Origin of the sequence: Thaumasiovibrio clandestinus, from assembly GCF_047250365.1 — a bacterium.
Classification (GTDB): Bacteria; Pseudomonadota; Gammaproteobacteria; order Enterobacterales; family Vibrionaceae; genus Thaumasiovibrio.
The window spans coordinates 315420-340531 of record NZ_JBLBVL010000002.1 but is presented as its reverse complement, the minus strand read 5'-3'; the positions used below and the strand labels follow the sequence as shown (position 1 = coordinate 340531).

At 46.2% G+C, this 25112-nt stretch carries 22 protein-coding genes; 18 read left to right on the top strand and 4 right to left on the bottom strand.

What is annotated here, in order from left to right:
- The first annotated feature begins 399 nt into the window (after positions 1-399).
- The 3 genes from ACKLNH_RS04610 (at position 400) to ACKLNH_RS04600 (ending at position 3809) form a co-directional block, all read left to right on the top strand.
- Positions 400-1665, top strand: a complete 1266-nt coding sequence (locus tag ACKLNH_RS04610; protein WP_413111066.1) for a dicarboxylate/amino acid:cation symporter — start codon at positions 400-402, stop codon at positions 1663-1665.
- A 484-nt stretch (positions 1666-2149) separates the two neighbouring features.
- Positions 2150-2398 carry a hypothetical protein gene (locus ACKLNH_RS04605; protein WP_413111065.1) on the top strand — a complete coding sequence of 83 codons (249 nt, stop codon included), beginning with the start codon at positions 2150-2152 and terminating at the stop codon, positions 2396-2398.
- Between the two features lie 145 nt (positions 2399-2543).
- Entirely contained in the window at positions 2544-3809 is a 1266-nt protein-coding gene (locus ACKLNH_RS04600) for a serine hydrolase domain-containing protein (RefSeq protein WP_413111064.1), read from the top strand.
- Between the two features lie 71 nt (positions 3810-3880).
- Here ACKLNH_RS04600 and ACKLNH_RS04595 read toward each other — a convergent pair whose 3' ends face one another.
- Positions 3881-4915: an NADP(H)-dependent aldo-keto reductase gene (locus ACKLNH_RS04595; RefSeq protein ID WP_413111063.1), complete on the bottom strand. Its 1035-nt coding sequence runs from the start codon at positions 4913-4915 to the stop codon at positions 3881-3883.
- 128 nt (positions 4916-5043) lie between these two features.
- The gene (mutH, locus tag ACKLNH_RS04590; RefSeq protein WP_413111062.1) at positions 5044-5718 is read right to left on the bottom strand and encodes a DNA mismatch repair endonuclease MutH; all 675 of its coding nucleotides are present in this window, start codon (positions 5716-5718) and stop codon (positions 5044-5046) included.
- A gap of 650 nt (positions 5719-6368) precedes the next feature.
- Here mutH and rppH point away from each other — a divergent pair.
- The 5 genes from rppH to ACKLNH_RS04565 all read left to right on the top strand — a co-directional run bounded on the left by rppH (position 6369) and on the right by ACKLNH_RS04565 (position 11726).
- Positions 6369-6878, top strand: coding sequence for an RNA pyrophosphohydrolase (rppH, locus tag ACKLNH_RS04585; protein WP_413111061.1), 510 nt, complete (start codon positions 6369-6371; stop codon positions 6876-6878).
- A 25-nt stretch (positions 6879-6903) separates the two neighbouring features.
- Positions 6904-9159 carry a phosphoenolpyruvate--protein phosphotransferase gene (gene ptsP, locus ACKLNH_RS04580; protein ID WP_413111060.1) on the top strand — a complete coding sequence of 752 codons (2256 nt, stop codon included), beginning with the start codon at positions 6904-6906 and terminating at the stop codon, positions 9157-9159.
- Positions 9160-9162: 3 nt separating this feature from the next.
- Positions 9163-9978: a sulfite exporter TauE/SafE family protein gene (locus ACKLNH_RS04575; protein WP_413111059.1), complete on the top strand. Its 816-nt coding sequence runs from the start codon at positions 9163-9165 to the stop codon at positions 9976-9978.
- 7 nt (positions 9979-9985) lie between these two features.
- Entirely contained in the window at positions 9986-10792 is an 807-nt protein-coding gene (gene lgt / locus ACKLNH_RS04570) for a prolipoprotein diacylglyceryl transferase (protein WP_413111058.1), read from the top strand.
- 82 nt (positions 10793-10874) lie between these two features.
- Positions 10875-11726 (top strand): thymidylate synthase, encoded by an 852-nt coding sequence (locus ACKLNH_RS04565; RefSeq protein ID WP_413111057.1) that lies wholly within the window; start codon positions 10875-10877, stop codon positions 11724-11726.
- A gap of 95 nt (positions 11727-11821) precedes the next feature.
- Here the strand turns inward: ACKLNH_RS04565 and ACKLNH_RS04560 are convergent, their stop codons facing one another.
- Positions 11822-12973, bottom strand: a complete 1152-nt coding sequence (locus tag ACKLNH_RS04560) for a Na/Pi symporter (RefSeq protein ID WP_413111056.1) — start codon at positions 12971-12973, stop codon at positions 11822-11824.
- 427 nt (positions 12974-13400) lie between these two features.
- Between ACKLNH_RS04560 and nhaA the strand changes: the two genes are divergently transcribed.
- The 3 genes from nhaA to ACKLNH_RS04545 all read left to right on the top strand — a co-directional run bounded on the left by nhaA (position 13401) and on the right by ACKLNH_RS04545 (position 15951).
- Complete coding sequence (nhaA, locus tag ACKLNH_RS04555; RefSeq protein ID WP_413111055.1) at positions 13401-14564, top strand: Na+/H+ antiporter NhaA; 1164 nt, start codon at positions 13401-13403, stop codon at positions 14562-14564.
- 164 nt (positions 14565-14728) lie between these two features.
- Complete coding sequence (gene nhaR, locus ACKLNH_RS04550) at positions 14729-15619, top strand: transcriptional activator NhaR (protein ID WP_413111054.1); 891 nt, start codon at positions 14729-14731, stop codon at positions 15617-15619.
- A gap of 41 nt (positions 15620-15660) precedes the next feature.
- Positions 15661-15951: an ArsR/SmtB family transcription factor gene (locus ACKLNH_RS04545; RefSeq protein WP_413111053.1), complete on the top strand. Its 291-nt coding sequence runs from the start codon at positions 15661-15663 to the stop codon at positions 15949-15951.
- 75 nt (positions 15952-16026) lie between these two features.
- Here the strand turns inward: ACKLNH_RS04545 and rpsT are convergent, their stop codons facing one another.
- Positions 16027-16287, bottom strand: a complete 261-nt coding sequence (gene rpsT, locus ACKLNH_RS04540) for a 30S ribosomal protein S20 (RefSeq protein ID WP_413111052.1) — start codon at positions 16285-16287, stop codon at positions 16027-16029.
- Positions 16288-16489: 202 nt separating this feature from the next.
- Between rpsT and murJ the strand changes: the two genes are divergently transcribed.
- From murJ to dapB, 7 genes are all read left to right on the top strand, one after another.
- Positions 16490-18049, top strand: a complete 1560-nt coding sequence (murJ, locus tag ACKLNH_RS04535; RefSeq protein WP_413111051.1) for a murein biosynthesis integral membrane protein MurJ — start codon at positions 16490-16492, stop codon at positions 18047-18049.
- 60 nt (positions 18050-18109) lie between these two features.
- On the top strand, positions 18110-19051 hold the full coding sequence (gene ribF / locus ACKLNH_RS04530) for a bifunctional riboflavin kinase/FAD synthetase (RefSeq protein WP_413111050.1): 942 nt from the start codon (positions 18110-18112) through the stop codon (positions 19049-19051).
- 15 nt (positions 19052-19066) lie between these two features.
- Positions 19067-21898 (top strand): isoleucine--tRNA ligase, encoded by a 2832-nt coding sequence (gene ileS, locus ACKLNH_RS04525; RefSeq protein ID WP_413111049.1) that lies wholly within the window; start codon positions 19067-19069, stop codon positions 21896-21898.
- Positions 21898-22410 (top strand): signal peptidase II, encoded by a 513-nt coding sequence (lspA, locus tag ACKLNH_RS04520; RefSeq protein ID WP_413111048.1) that lies wholly within the window; start codon positions 21898-21900, stop codon positions 22408-22410. The genes ileS and lspA overlap by 1 nt, the downstream gene beginning before the upstream one ends.
- 148 nt (positions 22411-22558) lie before the next feature.
- Positions 22559-22996, top strand: coding sequence for an FKBP-type peptidyl-prolyl cis-trans isomerase (fkpB, locus tag ACKLNH_RS04515; protein ID WP_413111047.1), 438 nt, complete (start codon positions 22559-22561; stop codon positions 22994-22996).
- Between the two features lie 15 nt (positions 22997-23011).
- On the top strand, positions 23012-23959 hold the full coding sequence (ispH, locus tag ACKLNH_RS04510) for a 4-hydroxy-3-methylbut-2-enyl diphosphate reductase (RefSeq protein ID WP_413111046.1): 948 nt from the start codon (positions 23012-23014) through the stop codon (positions 23957-23959).
- A gap of 120 nt (positions 23960-24079) precedes the next feature.
- Positions 24080-24883, top strand: a complete 804-nt coding sequence (gene dapB, locus ACKLNH_RS04505; RefSeq protein ID WP_413111045.1) for a 4-hydroxy-tetrahydrodipicolinate reductase — start codon at positions 24080-24082, stop codon at positions 24881-24883.
- The last annotated feature ends 229 nt before the right edge of the window (positions 24884-25112 follow it).

The window sequence follows — 25112 nt, the reverse complement described above, 5'->3', positions numbered from 1 at the left end:
GAGTCAATTGATAGTGTTTCGATAGCGATGTAGCTGTTTACATGAAACCACCCGAGAGGGTGGTTTTTTTTGCTCGGAATAAACGGTGAAAGCACTTCACGTGTTATGACAAAGAGTGTTGTAATGAAAATGTTAGTGATCGTCTTCACGTTGCTGAGCATTGTAGTGCGATGGTTGCGTGCTTCTGGTTGCCGTTTTTTCTGTCTTTTACGAGCATTTGGCTGTGTTTTTAATGATTTTGGGTGCATTTTAATATGTGTGCCTAATTTTGCGTTCAGGTTAGTATTAAATAATTCCCTTCTCTAAATGTTTCTTTTATGTAAAATGCCGCCATCCATCACCAATGTAGTGATAGATGTTAATAAGCTCACGAGATGCAGCATAACGTATGGAGAAATTATGACTAAATCCCTGTCTGGAAAAATCTTTACAGGCCTGTTCCTCGGCCTCATTCTTGGAACGGCAATTCAATACCTGTTTAGTGGCATTGCCCTTATGGATACCTATCTTCTGGGGTTAGCTGAAGGGGTTGGTGGGATGTTTGTCTCATTGATTAAATTATTGGTTGTACCGCTGGTGTTTGTGTCAATTGTCTGCGGTATTGTTGAACTCAAAGATGTCTCTGCATTTGGTCGCTTAGGGGGTAAAACTTTTGCGCTTTACATTATTAATACCCTAATTGCGATAACAGCAGCGCTCACTCTTGGCGCCATCTTTCAGCCGGGAGCTGGTGCTAATCTCGCGGGATCAATCTCAGAAAACGTACAACTGACCACGACCGAAACGCCAGATATTTTTTCGTTGATTGTGAATATTGTACCGAGTAACCCAGTGCAAGCATTCGCGAGCGGCGATATGTTGCAGATTATTTTTATGGCGATCATTACAGGTTTAGCGATTCAAGCCCTAGATCAACGTGGTGGGCCAGCGGTACGCACATTTAAGATGACCAATGAAGTGATGATGAAGCTGGTTGGCTTGGTCATGAGCCTCGCACCCTATGGTGTTTTTGCCTTAATGATCCAACTAGGGGCGACGCTCAATGCCAATACGCTAGCTTCGGTGGCGGGCTATGTCGCATTGGTGATCAGCGTATTGGTGTTCTGGATCTTCTGCTTTTACCCCATTGCGGTAAGTTTGGCCACGGGAATGAAACCGACCGACTTTTTGCGTAAAACCCGAGAGCAGGTTCTATTCTCACTGTCGACAGCGAGCTCTAATGCGACCATTCCTGTTACCATGCGCACCTTGACGGATAAAATTGGTGTCTCCAAATCAGTAGCAGGATTTGGCGTGCCGTTAGGGGCGACCATGAATATGTCAGGTGTCTCGATTTATATTGCGCTGGCGACGATCTTTGTGGCTAATGCCTTTGGCACGCCTATTAATAGTGCAGACTATTTTACCTTAGGCTTAACGATTTTATTGCTGTCTATCGGCGCTGGTGGTGTTCCGGGAGGCGGTGTTGTGATGGTGGGAGTGCTGATTCATCAACTTGGTTTGCCAGCTGAAGGGTTAGCAATTGTGGCAGCGGTAGATCGTATTAATGATATGTTTTGTACCAGTTCGAATGTTGTTGGGGATACTGCGGTGAATACCATTGTAGCGAAAAGCGAAAATGAGCTCGTCGTCTCTGAATCTCAACCAGCTGTGGCTGATGCTTAACGGGTTACATCAACAATACATACTGTTAGCGCCGCAATTAAATGCGGCGCTTTTTGTTAGTGGCGAGAAATAAAATAACGGGGTAATGGTGTGCATACAGTGATGGAAACGAGGAAATGTCTGCAAAATAATGCAAAGCAGCCCATATAAAACATAATTATCATGAATAAGTCATGTAAATAGAAGAAGATGGTTTTGTTGGAAATTTAGCCATTAAGTGCTTGATATGTTAGCACTGTTCTTTAATATATTGACTGAAGTTATCAACGGATTTACGCAGATTTAGGGAGGCATACATGTTCAATTTCAACACATTATTTGTGCATATTGTCTTTCGTGTCGCTGGCACAGTTTCACCATTGGTGAAACGAGACTTTGCGACCTTCTGATTCCGTTGCTTTTTAGCCGCGGATTTCATCTGCGGCTCTGCCTACTCCACTGCCAATGATGATCTCCGCACTGCTCTTACTTAAGGAGAACCATCATGTCTCAATCTATTTATCTGAAATTAGCTGTTATTTTTATTCGTCTTGATATTCATCGTGAACAGCAAGCATGGCGTCAGATGCATCGGCGCATTCAAATAGATCTACCGTCACTTAATTCACATCTATTGCGTGATATCGGTATTGAACCGGATGGGCGTATGCAATATAGCCAACCGACAAGAAAACAAGCCCAGCGCACCATGCGCCATCTTCGCCGGACGTTACGGACTAGTCGCATAACGTGACGTAAGCCCCCTTTCGAATTGAAAGGGGGCGTTCTTCTGGGCAAAAGTGTGTAGTACCTCTCGCAATTGCTCCTTGATTAACTTTCTGATTTTAAAGATAAATGTTAAGAAAGTGGCTAATGAATTAGGTTTTACTAGGTGATGTATGTTATTAACGCGGTTGTGTCTTTCTGTTGCTCTCTTTTTTGGCTATTTTAGCTATGTATCGGCAAGCGATGCTAGCCTTGAAATAAATTCGCAGCAGGGAGCTGATTTTGCTGTCGGCGAGCCGCAAACTGTTGCTGTTAATCCAGTGCCTTTACAGGCTATGGATTCTTTTCTATCGACATCTCAACACCGTCTGCACAGTGTATTAGTCATCAAGGATCAAACCCTGATATACGAGCGTTATTTTAGCGATACAGATGCGATGGTTGGCTATGAAGAGTATCAAGCAATTGACTTTGCTATAGATACACCCAACTTATTGTTCTCTTCGACTAAGTCTGTCATGTCTATCCTAGCGGGAGCGGCAGTGCAGCAAGGCTTTATTTCTGAGCTGGATACCCCAATCACCCAATTATTACCCGAAGAGCAGCACCTAATGCAGGGAGAGCAGCGTGATATCACTCTCCGCCATGCATTGAATATGGGAGTAGGGATTGATTTTAATGAGTGGAAGCCTGGAGAGAATGGCGCGTCTCGCTTAGAGGCTGGACATCCGTGGTATGATTTTTCTCAAGTGACAGAAGCGCAGCGATTAGAGTATATTTTCTCTCGTGATATGGCCTGTTCGCCAGGAAAGTGCTTTCAATACAGTGGCGCGGCGGTGGAGCTAACCGCAAAAAGTATTGAAGCTGCCTCTCAACAACCCATCGCTGCATTTGCAGAGCAGTATCTCTTTAGCCCTTTGGGAATTACGGCGCATGATTGGTTGCAACGTGAGGGGGGAGGGACAGCCTATGACTGGGGTTTAAGCCTAACGTCACGTGATTTTGCCAAGTTAGGCCAGCTCTATTTGAATCAAGGTCAATGGCAGGGAGAGCAGATTGTACCGAAGCAGTGGATAGAAGACAGCTACTTACCAGCTTATCGTAATATTAGTAGTGGCTTAAACTACAGTCGCTACTGGTACCACCCACACTTTCGCGTTAAACCGGATAGCATCTGGACAAAGTTAACGGCCCGTTCCGAATGGATACCGGTATTGATGTCACAGGGCTATGGTAATCAGATGATCTTTATTTTCCCTGAACAAAACTTGTTAGTTGTACTGACGGCGGGAGAGTGGCTACACCATCGTAATTTGCGTTGGCATAAACCGAGTACGATTGCCCGTATTATGGCTGCGCCCTATGATCTGGTGGCAAACTATATATTGCCTGCTGTGTTAGATGCCGATGTGGAATTTGTTCCTAATCCACGCAAATAGAAACAAACCAGCGAGGGCTGGCTTGTTATCTGTATAAGTTATCTGCGTCTAGTTATCCAGTTAGCTTGAGCTTATGGGCATGGATTTGAGTATTGGACTCCAACCTCGAGAAGATCCGCCATTACCTCGTCAGAGAGGTGAAGATCAATACTGTTGATGTTCGCCTCTAGTTGCGCCAGATTGGTGGCACCAATGATGTTACTGGCAACAAAAGGGCGTTGATTAACAAAAGCCAGTGCCATGCTGGCAGGGTCTAAACCGTGCTTATGGGCAATATCAACATAGGCTTGAGTCGCAGCCAATCCAAGAGGGTTAAAGTAACGACTAAAGCGTTCGAATAATGTGCATCGCGCCCCTGCTGGCCTTGCGCCGTTGAGGTACTTACCGCTGAGTGCACCAAAGGCGAGTGGGGAGTAGGCTAGTAGTTCAACCCCTTCATGGTGGCTGACTTCGGATAGGCCGACTTCGAAGCTACGGTTTAATAAATTATAGGGATTTTGTATCGATACAGGGCGAGGTAGCGCATGCTTATCTGCCAGTTTTAAATACGACATTACTCCCCATGGAGTTTCGTTAGAGAGGCCAAAATAACGAATCTTTCCTGCTCTAATCAGATCTGCAATCGCTTCTAAGGTGTCGAGTAGTGTGATACTACTGTTGTCATCAGGATAAGGGTAATTGAGTTGACCAAAGGTATTGGTCTGCCGTTGCGGCCAATGGATTTGGTAAAGATCAATATAGTCGGTTTGTAACCGCTCTAAGCTGTCCTCTACGGCCTGATGAATATTACGTCTATCCAGTGCCATATTGTCGCGAATGTAGGGCAGGTTGCGCGGCCCTGCAACCTTGGTGGCAAGAATAACTTTATTGCGTTGTCCTGATTTTTTAAGCCAACTGCCAATAAACCGCTCTGTATCACCTTGGCTCTCTTGGTTGGGAGGTACCGGATACATTTCTGCCGTATCAATAAAATTGACCCCACGCTCTAAGGCAAAATCCAATTGTTGATGTGCTTCAGCTTCACTATTTTGTGCCCCAAAAGTCATGGTGCCGAGGCAGATACGGCTGACATCGAGTGTCGAGTTGGGAAGTTTACGATATTCCATTCACCCTCCTTGGCTAATCGTTAGACATTCGACTATAGCTGAGCGATGCATACCTGCCTAGTGCTTTTTTGATCCCCAATGGTTGCAGCGGTGTACTGGCTACTGACGGGGATTCTTCTCGCGAAGAACTACAAGATAAAATGTCGAGCCAGAATGGCTGCGGTAAATTGGGTTTTAAGGTAAAAGCCACGAGGCAAGGTTTTAATGGGTTGGCCGTTTTTTCCGTACGCTTCGGTTAATGCTTTGCTATTGGCAGCTTTGGGGCGAAGTTGTAATACTTCGCCGTGTCTTGCTGTTATCGTTTCGACTTCGCCTAGAACGATTTTATCGATGATCTCTTCCCAATCTCGGCGTAGTTGTTGTTCTTCCTCTTCAGAAGGGCGCCAAAGTAGCGGGCTACCAACGGTTCGCTCAGCAACCGGGATCTCTCGCTCACCCTCTACTGGGATCCACAACACCTGTGCGAGCTTGTGGCGTAAATGTGACTGTTCCCACGCGATACCTTGTAAGCCAATAAGCGGGGCTACGCAGACAAACGTTGTTTCTAATGGGCGACCTTGGTGACTGATTGGAATGGTTTTTAGTTCAATGCCTAAGTGTTCAAAATCAGGCACAGGACGGCTGCCAGCAGTGGCCCCTAAGTGCCACTCTAGCAGTTGCCCCACCCAGCCTTTGTCACGACGTAAGTCAATTGGGCAGCGAATATTGGCTTGGTGTGCCAATTCCCCTAATGTCATTCCGGCAATTTGCCAAGCACGCTCAAGCAGTTCTTCTGTGCTATTTGGGGCGCAGGGGGTTTTCATGCATCAATCTCACTGTTTTTATCCGCGTGTTATTGTAGCGTGAATTGCCATTAAGATCAGCGTGGAGATAACTGGAAAGATCTTTGCTGGATCTTTGTTCAGTAACAGGCTGTAAAGTATTCGCTAACAGTGTTATCCACAGTAAATGGGATTGTTTTGTTATTGCCTATGGCTTATGGGGTTATATACAGTGCTTTGTAGCTATTTCAAGCAGTTGTCGTCGTGTCTAGCCAGTGTCTGTTACAAAAATATGTGGATAGCAGACAATGTGATGGATCTTTGAGCGATCTTGTTTAATGAGGAAATCGACCTTATATTTATTCAGGATCATGACAGATATATTTGCCTATGTTTCTGTTTTTAATTTTATTTTTAAATATTGGACTAAAGTCGAGACCACAAAGGATTGTTGTTTATTTGTGCGTGATTTTGCTAGAGACTATTTTTTTCACACAGTTATACACAGAAAGCGTGAATAAATGTGGGGCATGTCTCATTTAAGGTCTAATGTGACCACATTGTGAGCGATGCGCACCTTATTCCGGTGGGTAGAGCACAAAAAACTGCAGATTATGATAATCGAGGTTTACCCACAGCCCCTTTCTGTGAAAAAATCAGCACATTAAAAATTTACTGATTGAGGTCGTCCAGTGATAGATGGCGATGGTTACCGTCCCAATGTGGGGATTGTAATATGTAACAGCCATGGTCAAGTGTTCTGGGCTCGACGATATGGACAGCATTCGTGGCAATTTCCGCAAGGGGGAATCGATGATGGAGAAACCCCAGAGCAAGCGATGTACCGGGAATTGTATGAGGAAGTCGGTTTAACCCGAAAAGACGTTAAGGTGATAGCAACGAGTCGCCATTGGTTGCGCTATAAGCTACCAAAACGTTTAGTTAGGTGGGAGTCGAAACCTGTTTGTATCGGGCAGAAGCAGAAGTGGTTTTTGCTCAGCTTGGAATGCGATGAATCAAAGGTGAATATGCAACGTAGTAGCACCCCCGAATTTGATGGGTGGCGTTGGGTAAGTTATTGGTACCCGGTACGACAAGTGGTGTCATTTAAACGTGACGTGTACCGACGAGCACTAAAAGAGTTTTCGGCCATTGCTATGCCCTTTCGTGAACGCAAAAGCCGCCGAAAGCAACGGCGTTAGGCTAACTAGGTAGGGGCAAAGTGGAATGCTGCAGCAACTGAGGGATATCGTAGAGCAGGTCGCAGGTACGTCCAGTTTGCCAATGGCATTGGATACCTTAGTGGTGTCGACCTGTAAAGCGATGAAAACAGAAGTCTGCTCAGTCTATATTGCTGACGAGCGACGACAATGCTACCACCTGATGGCCACGCAGGGGTTAAATAAGCGTCATCGTCATGTTGCATTGAAGTTTGGTGAAGGCTTGGTCGGTTACGTGGGGCAACGTGCGGAGCCTATCAATGTCGCTGATGCGAAAAAACACAAACACTTTAAAGCCCTCCCGGGTATTGGCGAGGAGTCCTTCCGCTCTTTTCTCGGTACACCAATCATCCATCGTCGCCAAGTCTTGGGCGTGCTGGTCGTTCAGCAGCGCGAACAACGTCAGTTTGATGAGTCTGAAGAGTCGTTTCTGGTTACGTTAGCCGCTCAGCTTGCTGTGGCGTTGGCGCATGCGAAAGCGCAAGGGGTGTGGCTCGAAAAAAACGAGACATTGCAAATAAGTGGTGTTGCTTCTTCTAGCGGAGTTGCAATTGCGACCGGATATTGGGATGACGATCAGCCCCAACTTGAGCAAGTATTACCAACATCCAGCTTAGATGTTGAGCGAGAAATGGATCGTCTTTTTGTTGCAATGGAGCAAGCGAGCAACGAATTTCGTCGCTTACGAAAGCGCTTTGATCATGATTTAAAAAAGGAGACGTTGGCGATATTTGACTTGTTTAGTCATCTGCTCAACGATCCCATGCTGCGTCGTGATTTGGAAAAGAAAATAGCTGGTAGGGCTCAGGCAGAGTGGGCGGTGCGACAGGTGGTCGAGGCCTATTCACTTCGTTTTGCACAGATGAGCGACAGTTATCTAAAAGAGCGAGCACAAGACGTTCGAGAGCTAGGACAACGTCTGCTTTATTACCTCAGCAATGATCAACAACCTCAATTTGATTGGCCAGAAGTACGGGTGCTGTTTACTCGAGAGTTAACCGCTGCGACCTTAGCGGCTATCCCGCGGGATAAGCTGGCTGGGGTTGTTGCAATGGAAGGGGCCTCGAATTCGCATGCCGCGATACTGCTGCGTGCGCTAGGGATCCCGGCTGTTATGGGCACAGAATTTGAACCCAAAGCAGTGCACAGCAAACAGATTGTGGTTGATGGCTACCAAGGTCAGGTGCTGGTGGCGCCAACCGCGGCTGTGGTTGATGAGTATCGGCAACTAGCCCAAGAGGATCGTGAACTAGCTGCGATCGCCGCAGAGAAGCTAACAGAACCATGCGTAACCCTTGATGGTCGTTCGATACAGATAAACCTGAATGCTGGATTAAGCGCCGATTCCACTATCTCGATCAATCAGGGGGTAGATGGTGTTGGACTGTATCGAACAGAGGTGCCTTTTTTGCTGCAGCGTAGTTTTCCCTCTGAAGATGAACAGTACCAGCAGTATCGTGACATCCTTAAGGTGTATCGTGGCAAACGTGTGGTGATGCGCACGCTGGATGTAGGAGGGGATAAGCCACTACCGTACCTTGCTATTGATGAAGATAATCCTTTCTTAGGCTGGCGAGGCATTCGCTTTACCTTGGATCATCCCGATATCTTTTTGATCCAAGTTCGTGCCATGCTCAGAGCCAGTATCGATTACGGTAATTTAGACATTCTTTTACCCATGATTTCCGGCATCGCTGAACTGGATGATGCGTTAACTCTAATTAATCAAGCGTTTGTTGAAGTCGCAAAGCAGGCGGTCTCTGAATCTAAGGTCTTATTGCGACCGCGAATTGGTGTGATGATAGAAGTGCCTTCGATGTTATATCAATTGGATGCTTTAAAAGGTAGGGTTGCGTTTCTTTCGGTGGGCAGTAATGATTTAACCCAATATCTGCTGGCTGTTGATCGTAATAATGTGCGAGTGGCCCCCCTCTATGATGCACTTCACCCTGCTGTTATTGCTGCCTTAGATGTGATTTTACAAAAAAGTAAGGCATTGCAGCTTCCTGTCTGTGTTTGTGGTGAGCTAGCGGGCGATCCGTTGGGCGCTTTGTTATTGACAGGGATGGGCTATGAGGCGCTAAGTATGAATAACAATAATGTTGCGATCATCAAGTATATTCTTCGTCAAGCCAACTACCCAGAATTGCAGGCGTTGGCACATCAGTGCAGCCAAGCGGTGACGGCTAAACAAGTACATACTTTACTGAAAGCGTATATTGAGAAACAAGCGTTAGCTGGTTTCATTCGCCCAGGTAAATAATTGATGTTTGAATGGCTTTTATCTCCCCCTGTGGGGGTCTTTTTTGTCTGTCTTTTCTTAGGTGCTGTCGTTGGTATTCTGGCTGGATTGCTCGGTATTGGTGGTGGTTTACTCGTTGTTCCAGCCATGCATTTCTTGTTGCCAATGTTGGGTGTTGCGCAGGAAAACGTGATGCCAATGGCATTGGCGACCTCGTTAGCAACCATTATTCTTACCTCGGGGGCGGCGGCTCGACACCATTGGCAGGCTGGCAATGTCGATGTTAGGCTATCGTTACTGTTAATTCCCGGCATGGTGCTGGGTGGATTGGCTGGAAGTAGCTTGGTTGAATGGCTACCGGTGGAACTTTTGCCCAAAGTATTTGCCTCTATAGTACTGTTTTTGGCATTGCAGATGGGCTTGTCTCTGCGCTCTACGGCGTCAGCATCATTGCCGCATAACATCATATGTATGCTCGTTGGTGGTATCATAGGTACGTTGTCGACATTGGCAGGGATAGGGGGAGGCTCACTAACGGTTCCTTACTTACATCGCCACGGTATTGCGATGCGCAATGCTATCGCATGCTCAGCGGTTACCGGTGGAGTGATAGCGCTGTCTGGTCTTATCGGGTTTACTTATTATGGTTTGCATGAAGGGGCGTTACCCGTTGGAACCTTTGGGTATGTTTATTTACCTGCTTGGATGGGGATAGTGCTAACATCGACCTATACCAGTCGGTTTGGTGTGCGCTGGGCGTCTCAATGGCCAACTGCAAAGTTAAAACGATTTTTTGCTCTATTTTTGCTGGCGATCAGCATTAAAATGTTTTTAGGATAAACATGTAATGACTCAAGGTTATCTCACTTTCCCCCAAATTGATCCGATATTGATTCAAATAGGTCCGCTTGCCGTACGTTGGTATGGTTTGATGTATTTGCTGGGCTTTTTGTTTGCCATGTGGCTGGCTAACCGACGCGCAGATAGGCCAAACAGTGGCTGGACGCGAGATCAGGTTGGTGATCTGTTGTTTGCTGGCTTTGTTGGTGTCGTGATTGGTGGTCGATTAGGTTATGTATTTTTCTATAACTTTGACTACTTCCTTGCTGAACCTCTGTATTTATTCAAAATATGGAGTGGCGGTATGGCGTTTCACGGTGGCCTGTTAGGGGTTATCGCTGCGATGTGGTGGTATGCCCATACTAATGGGCGACGCTTCTTTGCTGTCGCGGACTTTGTTTCTCCTTTAGTGCCGATGGGCTTAGCGTTCGGGCGTCTAGGCAACTTCATTAATGGTGAATTGTGGGGCCGAACCACGGATGTGCCGTGGGCAATGATATTTCCAACAGGCGGGCCGTTGGCTCGTCATCCCTCGCAGCTGTATCAGATGGCATTAGAAGGCCTGTTGCTATTCGTTATTCTTAATTGGTTTATACGTCAACCTCGTCCTGCTGGGGCGGTCTCAGGGCTATTCCTTACTGGGTACGGTGCTTTTCGTTTCATTGTCGAGTATTTCCGTGAACCTGACGCGCATATTGGTTTAATTGGTGGCGTGATTAGCATGGGGCAGGTTTTGTCTTTGCCGATGGTGTTCTCTGGTTTAGCCTTGATGGCTTGGGCGTATAAATCTAACCAAAATTCTGATGTAGCTTGATTTTTTAATTCTAGCTTATGAATCGAATCAAGACGCGGTATGATATCGCGTCTTTTTTTATGTCAAGGTGAGAGGTAAGCGCGTGAAGCAGTATTTAGATCTCTGTCAGCGAATTGTTGATGAAGGTGAGTGGGTCGAGAATAAGCGCACTGGAAAGCGTTGCTTAACGGTGATTAACCACACGTTGACCTATGATGTTGCCAATAACCAGTTTCCATTAATCACCACGCGAAAGAGCTTCTGGAAAGCGGCGATTGCCGAGCTTTTGGGTTACTTACGCGGTTATGACAGTGCCGCTGATTTTCGAGCGATAGGGTGTAGAACTTGGGACGCGAATGCCAATCAAAATGATGCTTGGCTGAATAACCCATATCGTAAAGGTGAAGATGATATGGGGCGCGTGTACGGTGTGCAGGGACGGCGTTGGCAAAAACCAGATGGCAGCACGTTAGATCAGCTAAAGAAGATCATTGATAACTTGAGCAAAGGGGTTGATGACCGAGGGGAAATTTTAACTTTCTATAACCCGGGTGAATTTGAGATGGGCTGCTTACGTCCATGCATGCACACACACACATTCTCATTACTGGGCGATACACTGCACTTAACCAGTTACCAACGTTCGTGCGATGTGCCACTTGGGCTTAATTTTAATCAGGTACAAGTCTTCACATTGCTCGCCTTGGTCGCGCAAATTACGGGCCATAAGCCGGGTAAAGCGTATCACCAAATTGTTAATGCGCATATCTATGAAGATCAGCTCGAGTTAATGCGTGATGTGCAATTGCAGCGTGAGCCATTGCCTCTGCCTAAGTTAAAGATTAACCCTAAAATCACGTCTCTAAATGATCTTGAAACATGGGTGACATTGGATGACTTTGAAGTGGAAGGCTATCAGCATCACGAAGCGATTAAATATCCGTTCTCGGTGTAGCTCCATGAAGCACAAAGCGCCTAATGAAGTATAAACAAAAAACGCCTCATCATTGATGAGGCGTTTTTTCTAGATGGCGTCTCGCTATTAACCGATTAAATGGTTAGCGCAAGAATAATACCTGGCAGTAGAACAAAAACAGCGACCAGGTACGTTAGCACTGCCAGCTTACTTTTAGCGGCTAGCTCACCTAGCCATGTTGCACCAGTTACCGGAAGCTCGCGTAGGAATGGGATACCAAAGATAATCAGCGTTGCAAGTACATTGAATGCCAAGTGAACTAATGCAATTTGCAAGGCAAACACGGCGTATTCACCAGTGACTGCGGTTGCAGCAATTAGCGCAGTGATACAAGTACCAATATTGGCGCCAACTGTAAATGGATAAACATCACGAACTTTTAGCACGTTAGTTCCCACCAATGGCACCATCAAGCTAGTCGTCGTTGAAGAAGATTGAACAAGAACCGTTACGATACTGCCTGACGCGATACCGTGTAGTGGTCCACGACCAATGGCAGCTTTTAGAATATCACGCGCACGGCCAACCATCAGCTTACGCATCAACTTGCCCATCATGCTGATAGCAACCATGATCACTGCGATACCCGCGAAGATCATCGCGATACCGCCCATAGTAGCGGTTGGGAATAGTGCACCAAAGCCTTTGAAAGCATCGACGGCAGGTGCTGTTAGCGGTTTGATAAAGTTAAGGTTATTCGCCGCACTCATATCACCGGCCGCCATCATTGGCGAAACAAGCCACTCAGAAATGCGCGCCATTAATCCGAACATGATTTCTAGCGGCAAGAAGATAAGCACAGCAATCAGGTTAAAGACATCATGGATAGTCGCAGAAGCAAACGCGCGACGGAATTCGTCTTTACAGCGAGCGTGACCCAAGCTAACCAAAGTGTTAGTGGTGGTCGTTCCGATGTTTGCACCCATAATCATTGGGATAGCAGTTTCAACCGGTAAGCCACCTGCCACTAGGCCGACGGTAATGGAGGTCGTGGTGCTAGATGATTGAGTCAATGCCGTTGCAATCAGGCCGATCATTAACCCAGCAATGGGATGAGAAGCAAACTCGAAGAGGGTTTTCGCTTGGTCACCAACAGCAAGTTTAAATCCGCCACTAACGACAGACACTGCGACTAGCAGTAAGTACAGCATTACACCAAGATGCAGCCAGCGCAGCATGTTCTTACTGCTTTGTGGCGCCACGGCTGTGGTTGCTTGAGTACTCATATTTTTTCTCCATGACAGATTCGCTGTCATATTTATGTCAAAGAAATGAAATCTGAGGCGGATGTTAGACAATGAATATTTCACTAATATGACAGTTCTCTTTTTGGGGGGAAATTTATTCTTTTTCTGCTGACGCTGCGATGTAAACCTCACTGAACAGAGATGGATAATTGGCAATGAGGACAGGGCTTAAAAATGGGAATTGAGCGGCTGGTAAGGCGCTGAACAGAGAGCGCTCTCTAGTTATTTGTTCTATATATACAGATAGGTGTTTCGCCTTCAGTGTGGCATGCCTTGACTGAATACTCGGAAAAAGCGAGGTAAAAGGTGTAAACAAACGATTATTGAAATGTTAGTTTTTCATTGTAACATCTAGACATATTTTGTTGCATTGTGTAGCAAGTTAGCATAGATGAGGAAGCGGATAGTGTCAGAGACATTAAGAAAATTTCTAAAAATGGAGTCCGCAGGCGGCATAGTGTTAATTGTCGCAGCTATCGCAGCCATGTTTGTCGCCAATTCGGCGTTAGGTGAAGGGTATCGACATATTCTTCATACCTATGTTTTGGGCTTGTCGATAGAGCATTGGATCAATGATGGCCTGATGGCGGTGTTCTTTTTGTTGATTGGTTTAGAGGTCAAACGCGAGCTGATTGAAGGGGCGTTGAATAGCAAAGAGAAAGCGATTTTTCCGGCCATTGCAGCATTGGGTGGCATGCTTGCCCCAGCGGCTATCTATACCTTCTTTAACTACGGTGATCCGGTGACGGTTGAAGGCTGGGCGATACCGGCAGCGACAGATATTGCTTTCGCTTTGGGGGTGATGGGACTGCTGGGTAAGCGAGTACCAGTGAGTTTAAAGGTTTTTTTGCTGGCTTTGGCCATTATCGATGATCTCGGTGTGATTATCATTATAGCGCTGTTCTATAGCAGTGATTTATCGATTATTGCGCTAAGCATTGCTTTTACCGCGACCGGACTGTTATTTGTATTAAGTGCTCGGAATGTGACGCAGTTGCGCTGGTATCTTTTGGTTGGTTTTATTCTTTGGGCCAGCGTTTTGCAGTCTGGGGTGCATGCGACATTGGCTGGCGTAGTGTTAGGTTTTGCGATTCCAATAGAAGGCAAACCCGGCGGGGTTTCCCCATTAAAACTGCTGGAGAACAAGCTTCATTATGGCGTGGCTTTCCTTATCTTGCCGTTGTTCGCGTTTGCCAATGCAGGGATTTTATTGCAGGGCGTCTCAGTAGAAGGGCTCTTTTCAACCCTTCCTTTGGGCATTGCACTGGGGTTGTTTGTTGGTAAACCATTGGGGATATTTGTTTTCTCTTGGGTGGCGGTGCGTTCTAACCTTGCTCATCTTCCTGAAGGCATCGATTTTAAACAGATTTTTGCGGTGTCAGTTTTGTGTGGGATAGGCTTTACGATGTCGATGTTTATTTCGTCTTTGGCCTTTAGTGGTTTGTCTGCCGAGTTAATTACTTATTCTCGTTTAGGAATACTTATCGGATCCTGCATGGCGGCGCTGGCTGGTTATGTGTTGTTGGTTCGTACGTTACCACGCACACGCGAGGCCGTTGTTACCAGTTAACTCGATGGGGACGCTCTGTAAACGCTGAATTGTGATAGAATTCAATGCCGTTGCATTAGCAAATGCTGATGTGGCGGCATTTTTTATGCTAAAGTGGCACAGTGTTGATCATGCTATGGTTGACCGTTTGGCCACATGATGCGTATCTATTTTGGGCGGATAACATGTCACATCTCAATTATAACCACCTTTATTACTTTTGGATGGTGTGCAAAAAGGGCTCTGTTAGCCGAGCAGCTGAAGCCTTGTTTGTTGCCCCACAAACGGTAACAGGGCAGATAAAAGTATTAGAGCAGCGCTTTAGTGGCAAGTTGTTAAAACGTGCTGGGCGCAACGTAGAGCCAACAGAACTTGGGCAACTGGTATATAAGTACAGTGATAAGATGTTTGGCCTAAGTTACGAAATGCTAGATATTATTAATTATAGTCAACGTGAAAATACACTCTTTGAAGTTGGCGTTGCTGATGCTTTATCAAAGCGTATAGTTAGTCGTATTCTTGGCGTGGGAATGCCAAAAGAAGAACGAATTCATTTACGTTGTTGTGAGTCGACACATGAACTGCTGTTGGAGCAGTTGTCACAGCACAAGCTGGATATGATTTTATCTGACTGTCCGGTTGACTCATCTCAGGGCTCTGGCTTATACAGCAAGAAACTGGGGGCTTCTAAAATGAGCTTCTTTTGTTCTGGGCGAGTGCGTATTAACAGTTTTCCAGAGTGCTTGGAGCAACATAACGTCTTGATTCCAGCATCGCAGTCATCGATGGGGCGGCAGTTGATTCAGTGGTTCGAGCAGCAAGGGTTATTGCCGACCATTATTGGCGAATTTGATGATGTTGCACTAATGAAGGCGTTTGCTGTTGAGCATCAAGCGTTGTTTGTCGCACCAAGCTTGTATGGGCGTAAATTTAAGCGTAATGATGAAATGCGCGAGATTGCACAGATTGATGAGCTAACAGAAGAGTACTATGTCATCTTTGCGGAACGAATGATTCAGCATCCAGCGGTGAAACGGATCTGTGAAGCAGATTTTTCCTCGTTGTTTGAATGCTAGGGTTAGCTGTGAGTATAGAGAAAGAGTAGCGAGAGAAGAGCATGGATTTAAGACAAATGCAGGAAAATGCACCACAGGCGGTAATGTTGCTTAAAGCAATGGCCAATGAGCGACGCCTGTTTATCCTGTGTTATTTGTTGGAGCAGGAATTGTCTGTTGGAGATATGTGTGACAAGTTGCAGCTGAGCCAGTCTGCACTGTCACAGCATCTTGCGTGGCTACGGCGTGATGGGTTAGTGACCACCAGAAAAGAGTCACAGACCGTATACTACTCGCTGAAAAGTGATGAAGTCCGCGAGATGATACAGCTACTGCAAAAAATGTATTGCTGATATTGTTATAAAATAAAAGCAAAAAAAAACCGGCATATGCCGGTTTTTTTTGCAAATAATCGAGACTGTAATAAATTACAGTGCGTTGATTTTTGCAGCGAAACGCGCTTTATGACGAGCAGCTTTGTTCTTATGAACTAGGCCTTTAGTCGCAGCACGGTCAAGAACTGGTTGCATTTCAGCAAAAGCTTGAGTTGCAGCAGCTTTATCGCCAGCTTCGATAGCTGAGATTACTTTTTTCATGAAGGTGCGCATCATTGAACGACGGCTAGCGTTGTGCTGGCGGCGTTTTTCAGAAGTGATAGCACGCTTCTTAGCAGATTTGATGTTTGCCAAGGGTCTAACTCCAAACATGGTGACAATTTAAGGCCGTGGACTATGCCTCTATCGACCAAAAATGTCAACTAAAATTGTGCAAAATACCGCCTAACCAAGTTTGTTTGGCACTGGCGGAAGAACACGGTTAATATGGCGACATATTCTAAAGCATTCGAGCCCATACGTCACCACTTCGGGCTATCTTTATGAGGTTTTTTTTGTGAGTAAGCGTTTAATACGCTCTGGAGCCATTGTCAGTGCGATGACATTGGTCTCTCGAGTCCTTGGTCTTGTCCGTGATGTGATTGTGGCAAACCTAATGGGAGCTGGTGCTAGTGCGGATGTTTTCTTTTTTGCGAATAAGATCCCTAACTTTTTGCGACGCTTGTTTGCTGAAGGAGCTTTCTCGCAAGCGTTTGTTCCTGTCCTGACGGAATATCAGGCTGACGGCGATATTGACAAAACACGGCAGCTTATTGCGCGAGTATCAGGAACCTTGGGGGTTATTGTTACTGTCATCACCTTACTGGGCGTCCTTGGCTCGGCGGTAATTACGGCACTGTTTGGTTTTGGCTGGTTTTGGGATTGGCTACAGGGCGGCCCTGCGGCGGAAAAATTTGAGTTAGCGAGTTTGCTACTTAAAATTACGTTTCCCTACTTGTGGTTTATTACATTTGTCGCTCTATCGGGAGCGGTACTTAATACCTTGGGGCAGTTTGCTGTTTCATCGTTCACGCCGGTTTTTTTGAATATTGCTATCATAGCGTGTGCCTTATTTGTTTCACCACACCTTGTTCAGCCAGAAATCGGATTGGCGCTTGGGGTCTTTCTTGGCGGTTTGATACAATTTCTATTTCAAATCCCGTTCTTGGCCCGACAAGGTGTCTTGGTTGCGCCTAAGTGGGGCTGGCATGATCCCGGCGTCGTTAAAATTCGTAAGTTGATGCTGCCTGCAATGTTTGGTGTGTCGGTGAGTCAAATAAACTTACTGTTAGATACCCTGATTGCTAGTTTTTTAGTCTCGGGGTCGATCAGTTGGCTCTATTATTCGGATCGTCTGCTGGAGTTTCCGTTAGGGCTATTTGGTATCGCGATAGCGACAGTGATCCTGCCAACCTTGTCCCGTAAGCATGTTGATGACGCAACAGGTCATTTCGCAGCAACGATGGATTGGGGGGTGCGCATGGTGTTACTGCTGGGGATGCCTGCTATGGTCGGGTTGATGGTGTTGGCCAAGCCAATGTTGATGGTGCTGTTTATGCGTGGCGAATTTGGTGTAAACGATGTCCATCAAGCATCCTATTCCTTACTGGCTTACGCTGCTGGTCTGCTTAACTTTATGTTAATTAAGGTACTAGCGCCGGGTTACTACGCACGCCAAGACACTAAAACACCGGTGAAATTTGGCATTATTGCCATGGTGAGTAACATGGTCTTTAACGTTATTTTTGCCTCGATGTTTGGTTATGTTGGTTTGGCAATGGCTACGGCGTTATCGGCGCTTGTGAATGCTGTGCTTTTGTATAGCGGCCTGCATCGTGCCGATGTGTATCGCGTTAGCCGCCAGACACTGTTCTTTTTTGGTCGTTTGGTCTGTGGTGTCATTGCCATGGCGCTATCATTGTATTGGTTAATGCCCTCTTTTGACGCTTGGTTAATGATGGCATTATCAGAAAGGACGATGTGGTTGACTGGCTTGATTGGCGGTGGGGCATTGGTCTACCTAATTATTTTGCTGATTTTAGGTATAAGAGTGCATCATCTGCGATCTGAGGGCTGAATGATGGCAGTGACTAGGTTATAATCCGTCGGTTCTAACGTTTGCTTTTTAACGGATACTATGGAACTGATTCGCGGCATTCATAATTTACGCTCACATCATCAAGGGTGTGTATTAACCATTGGTAATTTTGATGGTGTACATTTAGGCCATCAGGCGGTGCTGTCACAACTGAGTGCGAAAGCGCAGCAACTTGAATTACCTTCTATGGTGATGAGCTTTGAGCCGCAGCCTTTAGAGGTATTTCTGGGCGATAAAGCCCCAGCGAGGCTGACGCGTTTGCGCGATAAGTGCCGACAGCTTGGGCAGAGTCAGATTGATCGCTTACTTTGTATCAGTTTTAACGTCCGTTTTGCAGAAATGAGGGCGGAAGATTTCATCCGCGACTTGTTGGTTGAAAAGCTCGGTGTTAAGTTTTTAGTTGTCGGCGATGATTTTTGCTTTGGGCGTGGTCGTCGTGGTAACTTTGCCATGTTAGAAGCGGCTGGGCGGCGTTACGGTTTTCATGTTGTCAGCACAGCCAGCTTTTGTCTTGCAAAGCAACGGGTGAGCAGTACTGCGATTCGTGAAGCATTAGCTCAGGATAATCTTGGCTTGGCGGCACGTCTGTTAGGGCGCCCATATAGCATAACTGGACGCGTATCGCATGGACGTAAGTTAGGACGTACTATCGGATTTCCTACAGCGAATCTGCCATTAAAGCGGCGAGTGTCTCCTGTTAAAGGGGTCTATGCGGTTGAAGTTAGATTAAACGATTTAACTTGTTATCATGGCGTCGCCAATATAGGGCATCGGCCCACAGTAAATGGCGTACGCCAACAGCTGGAAGTCCATTTGTTTGACTTCGAGCAAGACCTGTATGGTCAACAAATTGAGGTCGTGCTGCACTATAAGCTGCGCGACGAATTTAAGTTTGCTTCTTTCGAGGAGCTAAAAGCGCAAATAGAGCGTGATGCTCAGCAAGCCCGGCAATGGTTTGCTGACAATAATAATGTCAATTAACGGAATTGAGAATCAATGAGCGACTATAAAGATACCCTGAATCTACCTGAAACAGGGTTTCCAATGCGCGGTAATCTGGCTCAACGTGAGCCAAAAATGCTAGAGCGTTGGTATAAAGAGGATCTTTACGGTGAGATCCGTAAAGCAAAGAAAGGTAAAAAATCTTTCGTTCTCCATGATGGCCCTCCATATGCCAATGGGGACATTCACATTGGTCACGCGCTAAACAAGATTCTTAAAGACATTATTATTAAGTCAAAGACCCTATCTGGCTTTGATGCGCCATATGTTCCTGGGTGGGACTGCCACGGTCTACCGATTGAGTTAATGGTAGAGAAAAAAGTCGGCAAGCCGGGCCATAAAGTGACAGCGGCTGAGTTCCGTGAAAAGTGTCGTGCTTATGCAGCGCGTCAAGTTGAAGGTCAGAAAGAGAGCTTCAAGCGTCTCGGTATTATGGGTGAGTGGGATAAGCCTTATCGCACCATGGATTTTGCCACCGAAGCGAACATCATCCGCTCGTTGGGTAAAATTGCTGATAACGGCCACTTACTAAAAGGCTTTAAGCCTGTTCACTGGTGTACAGATTGTGGTTCAGCATTGGCTGAAGCGGAAGTGGAATACCAAGACAAAGTATCGCCATCGATTGACGTGAAGTTTAAAGCGGCTGATCAAGCGGCGGTTGCAGCGAAATTTAACTGTGCAGAGGGTCATGCAGGTAACGGTGATATCTCGATTGTTATCTGGACCACAACCCCTTGGACTCTGCCAGCTAACCGTGCCGTGGCATGCCGTGGTGACCTTGAATATGTCTTAGTTCAAGTTGAAGGTGAAAACCCACAACGTCTTATTGTTGCGGCTGAACTGGCAAAAGATGTGATGGATCGTGCTGGTATTGAGCACTTCCATAATCTTGGCTTCTGTAAAGGTGCAGATTTAGAGCTACAACGCTTTAACCACCCTTTCTATGCGTTTGACGTACCTGTTGTATTGGGCGACCACGTAACAACAGAATCTGGTACTGGTTGTGTACATACTGCCCCTGGCCACGGTCAAGAAGACTTCGTGGTGGGTCAACAATATGACCTTGAAATTGCAAACCCTGTTGGTAGTAACGGTGTTTACCTGCCAGATACTGAGTTGTTTGCAGGTCAGCATGTATTTAAAGCAAATGACGCGGTTGTTGAAACGCTAAAAGAGCATGGCGCATTGCTACATCACCATGCTTATGAGCATAGCTACCCGCATTGTTGGCGTCATAAGACACCGATCATTTTCCGTGCTACCCCGCAATGGTTTATCTCAATGGATCAAGCGGGTTTGCGTGCTAAAGCACTGGAAGAGATTAAAGGTGTTCAGTGGATGCCTGAGTGGGGCCAAAGCCGTATCGAAGGTATGATTGAAGGCCGCCCTGAGTGGTGTATCTCTCGTCAACGTACTTGGGGTGTGCCAATTGCACTTTTCGTTCATAAAGAGACCCAAGAGCTACACCCAGATAGCCTCGAATTAATTGAAAAAGTGGCGAAGTTAGTTGAGCAGAAAGGTATTCAAGCATGGTGGGACGTTGATCCAGCCGAGCTAATGGGTGAAGCCGATGCCGCTAATTACGAAAAAGTACTCGATACGCTAGATGTTTGGTTCGATTCAGGTGTTACACACTCAGCGGTTGTTGATGCACGTGAAGAGTTCAATGGTAACAGTGCAGATCTTTACCTTGAAGGTTCAGATCAACACCGTGGCTGGTTCCAGTCATCGTTGATTTCATCGGTAGCGATGAAAGGTAAAGCCCCGTATAACCAAGTGCTTACTCACGGCTTCGTTGTCGACGGCCAAGGCCGTAAGATGTCTAAATCTGTTGGTAACGTTGTGGCGCCGAAGGATGTGACGAATAAATTAGGTGCAGATATCTTGCGTCTTTGGGTGGCTTCTACGGATTACACTGGTGAAGTTGCGGTTTCTGATGAGATCCTAAAACGCAGTGCTGATGCATATCGTCGTATTCGTAATACTGCGCGTTTCTTACTGGCGAACATGAATGGGTTTAATCCAGAAACCGATCTTGTACCAACAGAAGAGATGGTTGCGCTTGATCGCTGGGCTGTTGGCCAAGCACAAGCGGCACAAGCGGATATTATTGCTGCTTATGATGAATATAACCTGCATGGTGTAACACAACGTTTAATGCAGTTCTGCTCGATTGAGATGGGTTCATTCTATCTTGATGTGATCAAAGACCGTCAATATACCGCGAAACTGGGTGGTCACGCACAGCGTAGCTGTCAAACAGCGTTGTACTACATTGTTGAAGCTTTAGTGCGTTGGATGGCACCGATCATGTCATTTACTGCCGATGAGATTTGGCAAGAGATGCCAGGCTCTCGCGATAAGTTTGTTTTCACTGGCGAGTGGTATCAAGGTTTGTTTGGCCTCTCGGCTGATGAAGATCTAAATGATGCGTTCTGGCAGCGAGTGCAAGGCGTTCGTGGCGCGGTGAATAAGCTGCTTGAAGAAGCGCGTAAAGAGAAGACCATTGGTGGTTCACTGCAAGCAGAGGTTACTCTCTATGCAAGTGACGATTTAGCCGCTGATTTGAATCGTCTGCAAGACGAATTGCGCTTTGTACTGCTAACGTCAAAAGCGAAAGTAGAAGTTGTTGATGCTAAGCCAGCAGACGCGCAAGCGACCGACGTAGACGGCCTATTTGTGGTCGTTAAAGCTTCGGAAGCCGAGAAATGTGAACGTTGTTGGCACTATGTGGAAGACGTTGGCACCGTTGCTGGCCATGAGCAAGTCTGTGGTCGCTGCGCTAGCAACATTGACGGTGAAGGTGAAGAGCGTAAATTTGCCTAATGACTATACCAACGCTTAAACAATCAGGGCTCCGCTGGCTATGGCTGGCGGTGGTTGTTTTCATTGCAGATGTCTCATCGAAGCTATTTGTAATGAACAACATGGGGTATGGATGGGAAAATCGAATTGAGGTATTGCCTTTTTTCAATTTTCTTTATGTACATAACTATGGTGCAGCATTTAGCTTTTTGAGTGATGCCGGAGGCTGGCAGCGTTGGTTCTTCACACTGATTGCGCTGGGTGTTTGTAGCATGCTGATGTTTTGGATGCGACGAGCTCCAGCGACAGAAAAGCTAAGCAATATTGCTTACGCTTTGGTCATTGGTGGTGCGTTGGGCAATGTATTTGATCGCTTAGTACATGGCTTCGTGGTTGATTTTCTTGATTTTTATGTCGGAAATTCTCATTGGCCCGCTTTCAACCTTGCCGATGCTGGTATTTGCATTGGTGCGGCAATGGTGGTGTTAGATAGCTTCCGCTCTGAAGCGGCGTCGAAGAACGTCGATAAATAACACTCGACCATTATTGGAAAAACAAAGCGCTGCTCATTCATGGGTGGCGTTTTGTCTTTTTAGACGAGTAAGATTAAGATAGACAGCAGCGTAGTAATAGGCATAAAGACCTGTTAATGATTCTCTGCCATCGAGAAAGGATTTTAGGATGACAAACCGTATTCAATCAGACAGTGAAGTGCTGATTCACTTTGATATTAAATTAAAAGATGGTTCGGTCGCGGAGTCGACGCAAGCGATGGGAAAGCCCGCCAAATTTCGTTTGGGAGATGGGAGCTTAACTACATCCTTTGAACGTTGTTTGTTGGGTCTTCAGTGTGGCGATAAGGCCAGCTTTGAATTGGCACCAGAGGACGCATTTGGTCAGCCCAACCCAGACAATATTCAGCATTTCTCGCGTAGCCAGTTTGGTGCAGATATAGAGCCAGAACTAGGAAATATTATTGCCTTTACCGGTCCAGATGGTATTGAGATACCAGGCATTGTACGCGATGTTGAAGGGGATTCAGTCACAGTCGATTTTAACCACCCTTTATCTGGGGTTGATATTATTTTTGATGTCGATATCGTTGAGATCATCGCATAAGAGAAGCAGGATCAGATGAAAATATTATTAGCGAACCCGCGTGGTTTTTGTGCTGGTGTGGATCGCGCTATTACTATCGTTGAGCGTGCATTGGCGATGTATCAGCCACCGATTTACGTTCGTCATGAGGTTGTTCATAACCGCTTCGTTGTTGATGGTTTAAAAGCCCGTGGTGCGGTGTTTGTTGAAGAGCTGGTAGAAGTGCCAGATGATAGCATCGTTATTTTTTCGGCTCATGGAGTCTCTCAAGCCGTGAGAGCAGAAGCAAAGTCGCGTGGTTTAACTGTCTTTGATGCCACCTGCCCATTGGTAACGAAAGTACATATGGAAGTGGCTCGTGCAAGTCGTCGTGATATGGAGGTGGTCCTGATTGGCCACGCCGGCCATCCAGAAGTGGAAGGGACGATGGGGCAATATGCGAGTGACATTGGCGGCATGTATTTGGTCGAGAAGCCAGATGATGTGAAACAGCTTGTCGCTAAAGTTAAAGATGCGGCCAATTTACATTATGTTAGCCAGACGACCTTGTCCGTTGATGAAACCGCAGATGTGATCGATGCGCTGCGAAAGACATTCCCAGCGATTCAGGGACCGCGTAAAGACGATATCTGTTACGCGACGCAAAACCGCCAGGATGCCGTGCGTACGTTGGCCGAGCAAACCGATGTGGTGGTAGTGGTGGGGTCGAAGAACTCATCTAACTCAAATCGCTTACGTGAACTGGCTGAAAAGTTAGGTACTCCTAGTTATCTGATTGATTGCCCTGAATCGATTGAGTCACAATGGTTTGAAGATAGTGCCGTTGTGGGTGTAACAGCCGGAGCTTCTGCACCTGAAGCGTTAGTGAATCAAATTATTGAGCGAATTAAAGCCTTGCACGGTGCAGAAGTTGAGGAGTTATCAGGCCGAGAAGAGAATATGTTCTTTGAAGTGCCCCGTGAGCTTCAAGTAAAAAATCTTTAGCCGATCCCCACCGTTGTGGGGATTTTTTATATCGCTCTTATTGTGCATAAATACTTTGGTTTTGTGCTTGATTTAGCTACAGTGTATGTTTCGTAATATGAATTAGGGAGAGTGGACGCAATGGTTCGAATTGCAATTGCTGGTGCAGCCGGGCGTATGGGACGGAATCTAATTAAGGCGGTACATTTATCGGATCATGCAGAGCTCGGAGCTGCCAGTGAGCGTTCGGAGTCGAGCTTGATTGGTTGTGACGCCGGAGAGCTAGCCGGTGTTGGTCGTTTGGGCATTCCAATTGTCGATGATCTAGCAAAAGTTGTTGATAACTATGATGTGCTGATCGACTTTACCGCGCCGCAGGCAACGATTAATAATATTGCGCTATGTCAGCAATACAAGAAACGTATTGTTATTGGCACGACAGGTTTTAATGACGGTGAACGTCAATTTATTGATGATGCAGCGACAGACGTGCCGCTAATTATGGCACCGAACTATAGCGTTGGTGTGAACGTGGTATTTAAACTATTAGAGCAGGCAGCGAAAGTCATGGGGGACTACTGCGATATAGAGATTGTAGAAGCTCATCATCGTCATAAGGTTGATGCTCCATCTGGGACTGCGATTGGCATGGGAGAGGCGATTGCTGGTGCAATGGGTAATCAACTGTCCGATGTTGCCGTTTATGCGCGTGAAGGGATTACCGGCGAACGTTCAAGGGATGAAATTGGCTTTGCCACCATTCGTGCTGGCGATATTGTCGGTGAGCACACCGCAATGTTTGCTGATATTGGTGAGCGTGTAGAAATCACCCATAAAGCTACCGATCGGATGACCTTTGCAAATGGCGCAGTGCGTGCGGCAGTGTGGTTGGCTAAACGACCAGCAAACTTTTATACAATGCAAGATGTACTTGATTTAAGTTAGTGCATGTCTATGCAGCTCCCTTTCTTTTTGTAAGGGGGCTATTCCCCGCTATTTATCTCCCCGTTTAACTAAAATTCATCCCTTCTTTTGCTTAATTTACGTGACATTACTTGGTCTTTTGCAGCTCTGGCTATGACATTGCGCTTTAGTTCGTATATTTAAGAGAAACCTAGGCTTGGGAAACGTTTGCTTGGGTGTGACAAATTCCTATCGAAACTTTGCACGAGTT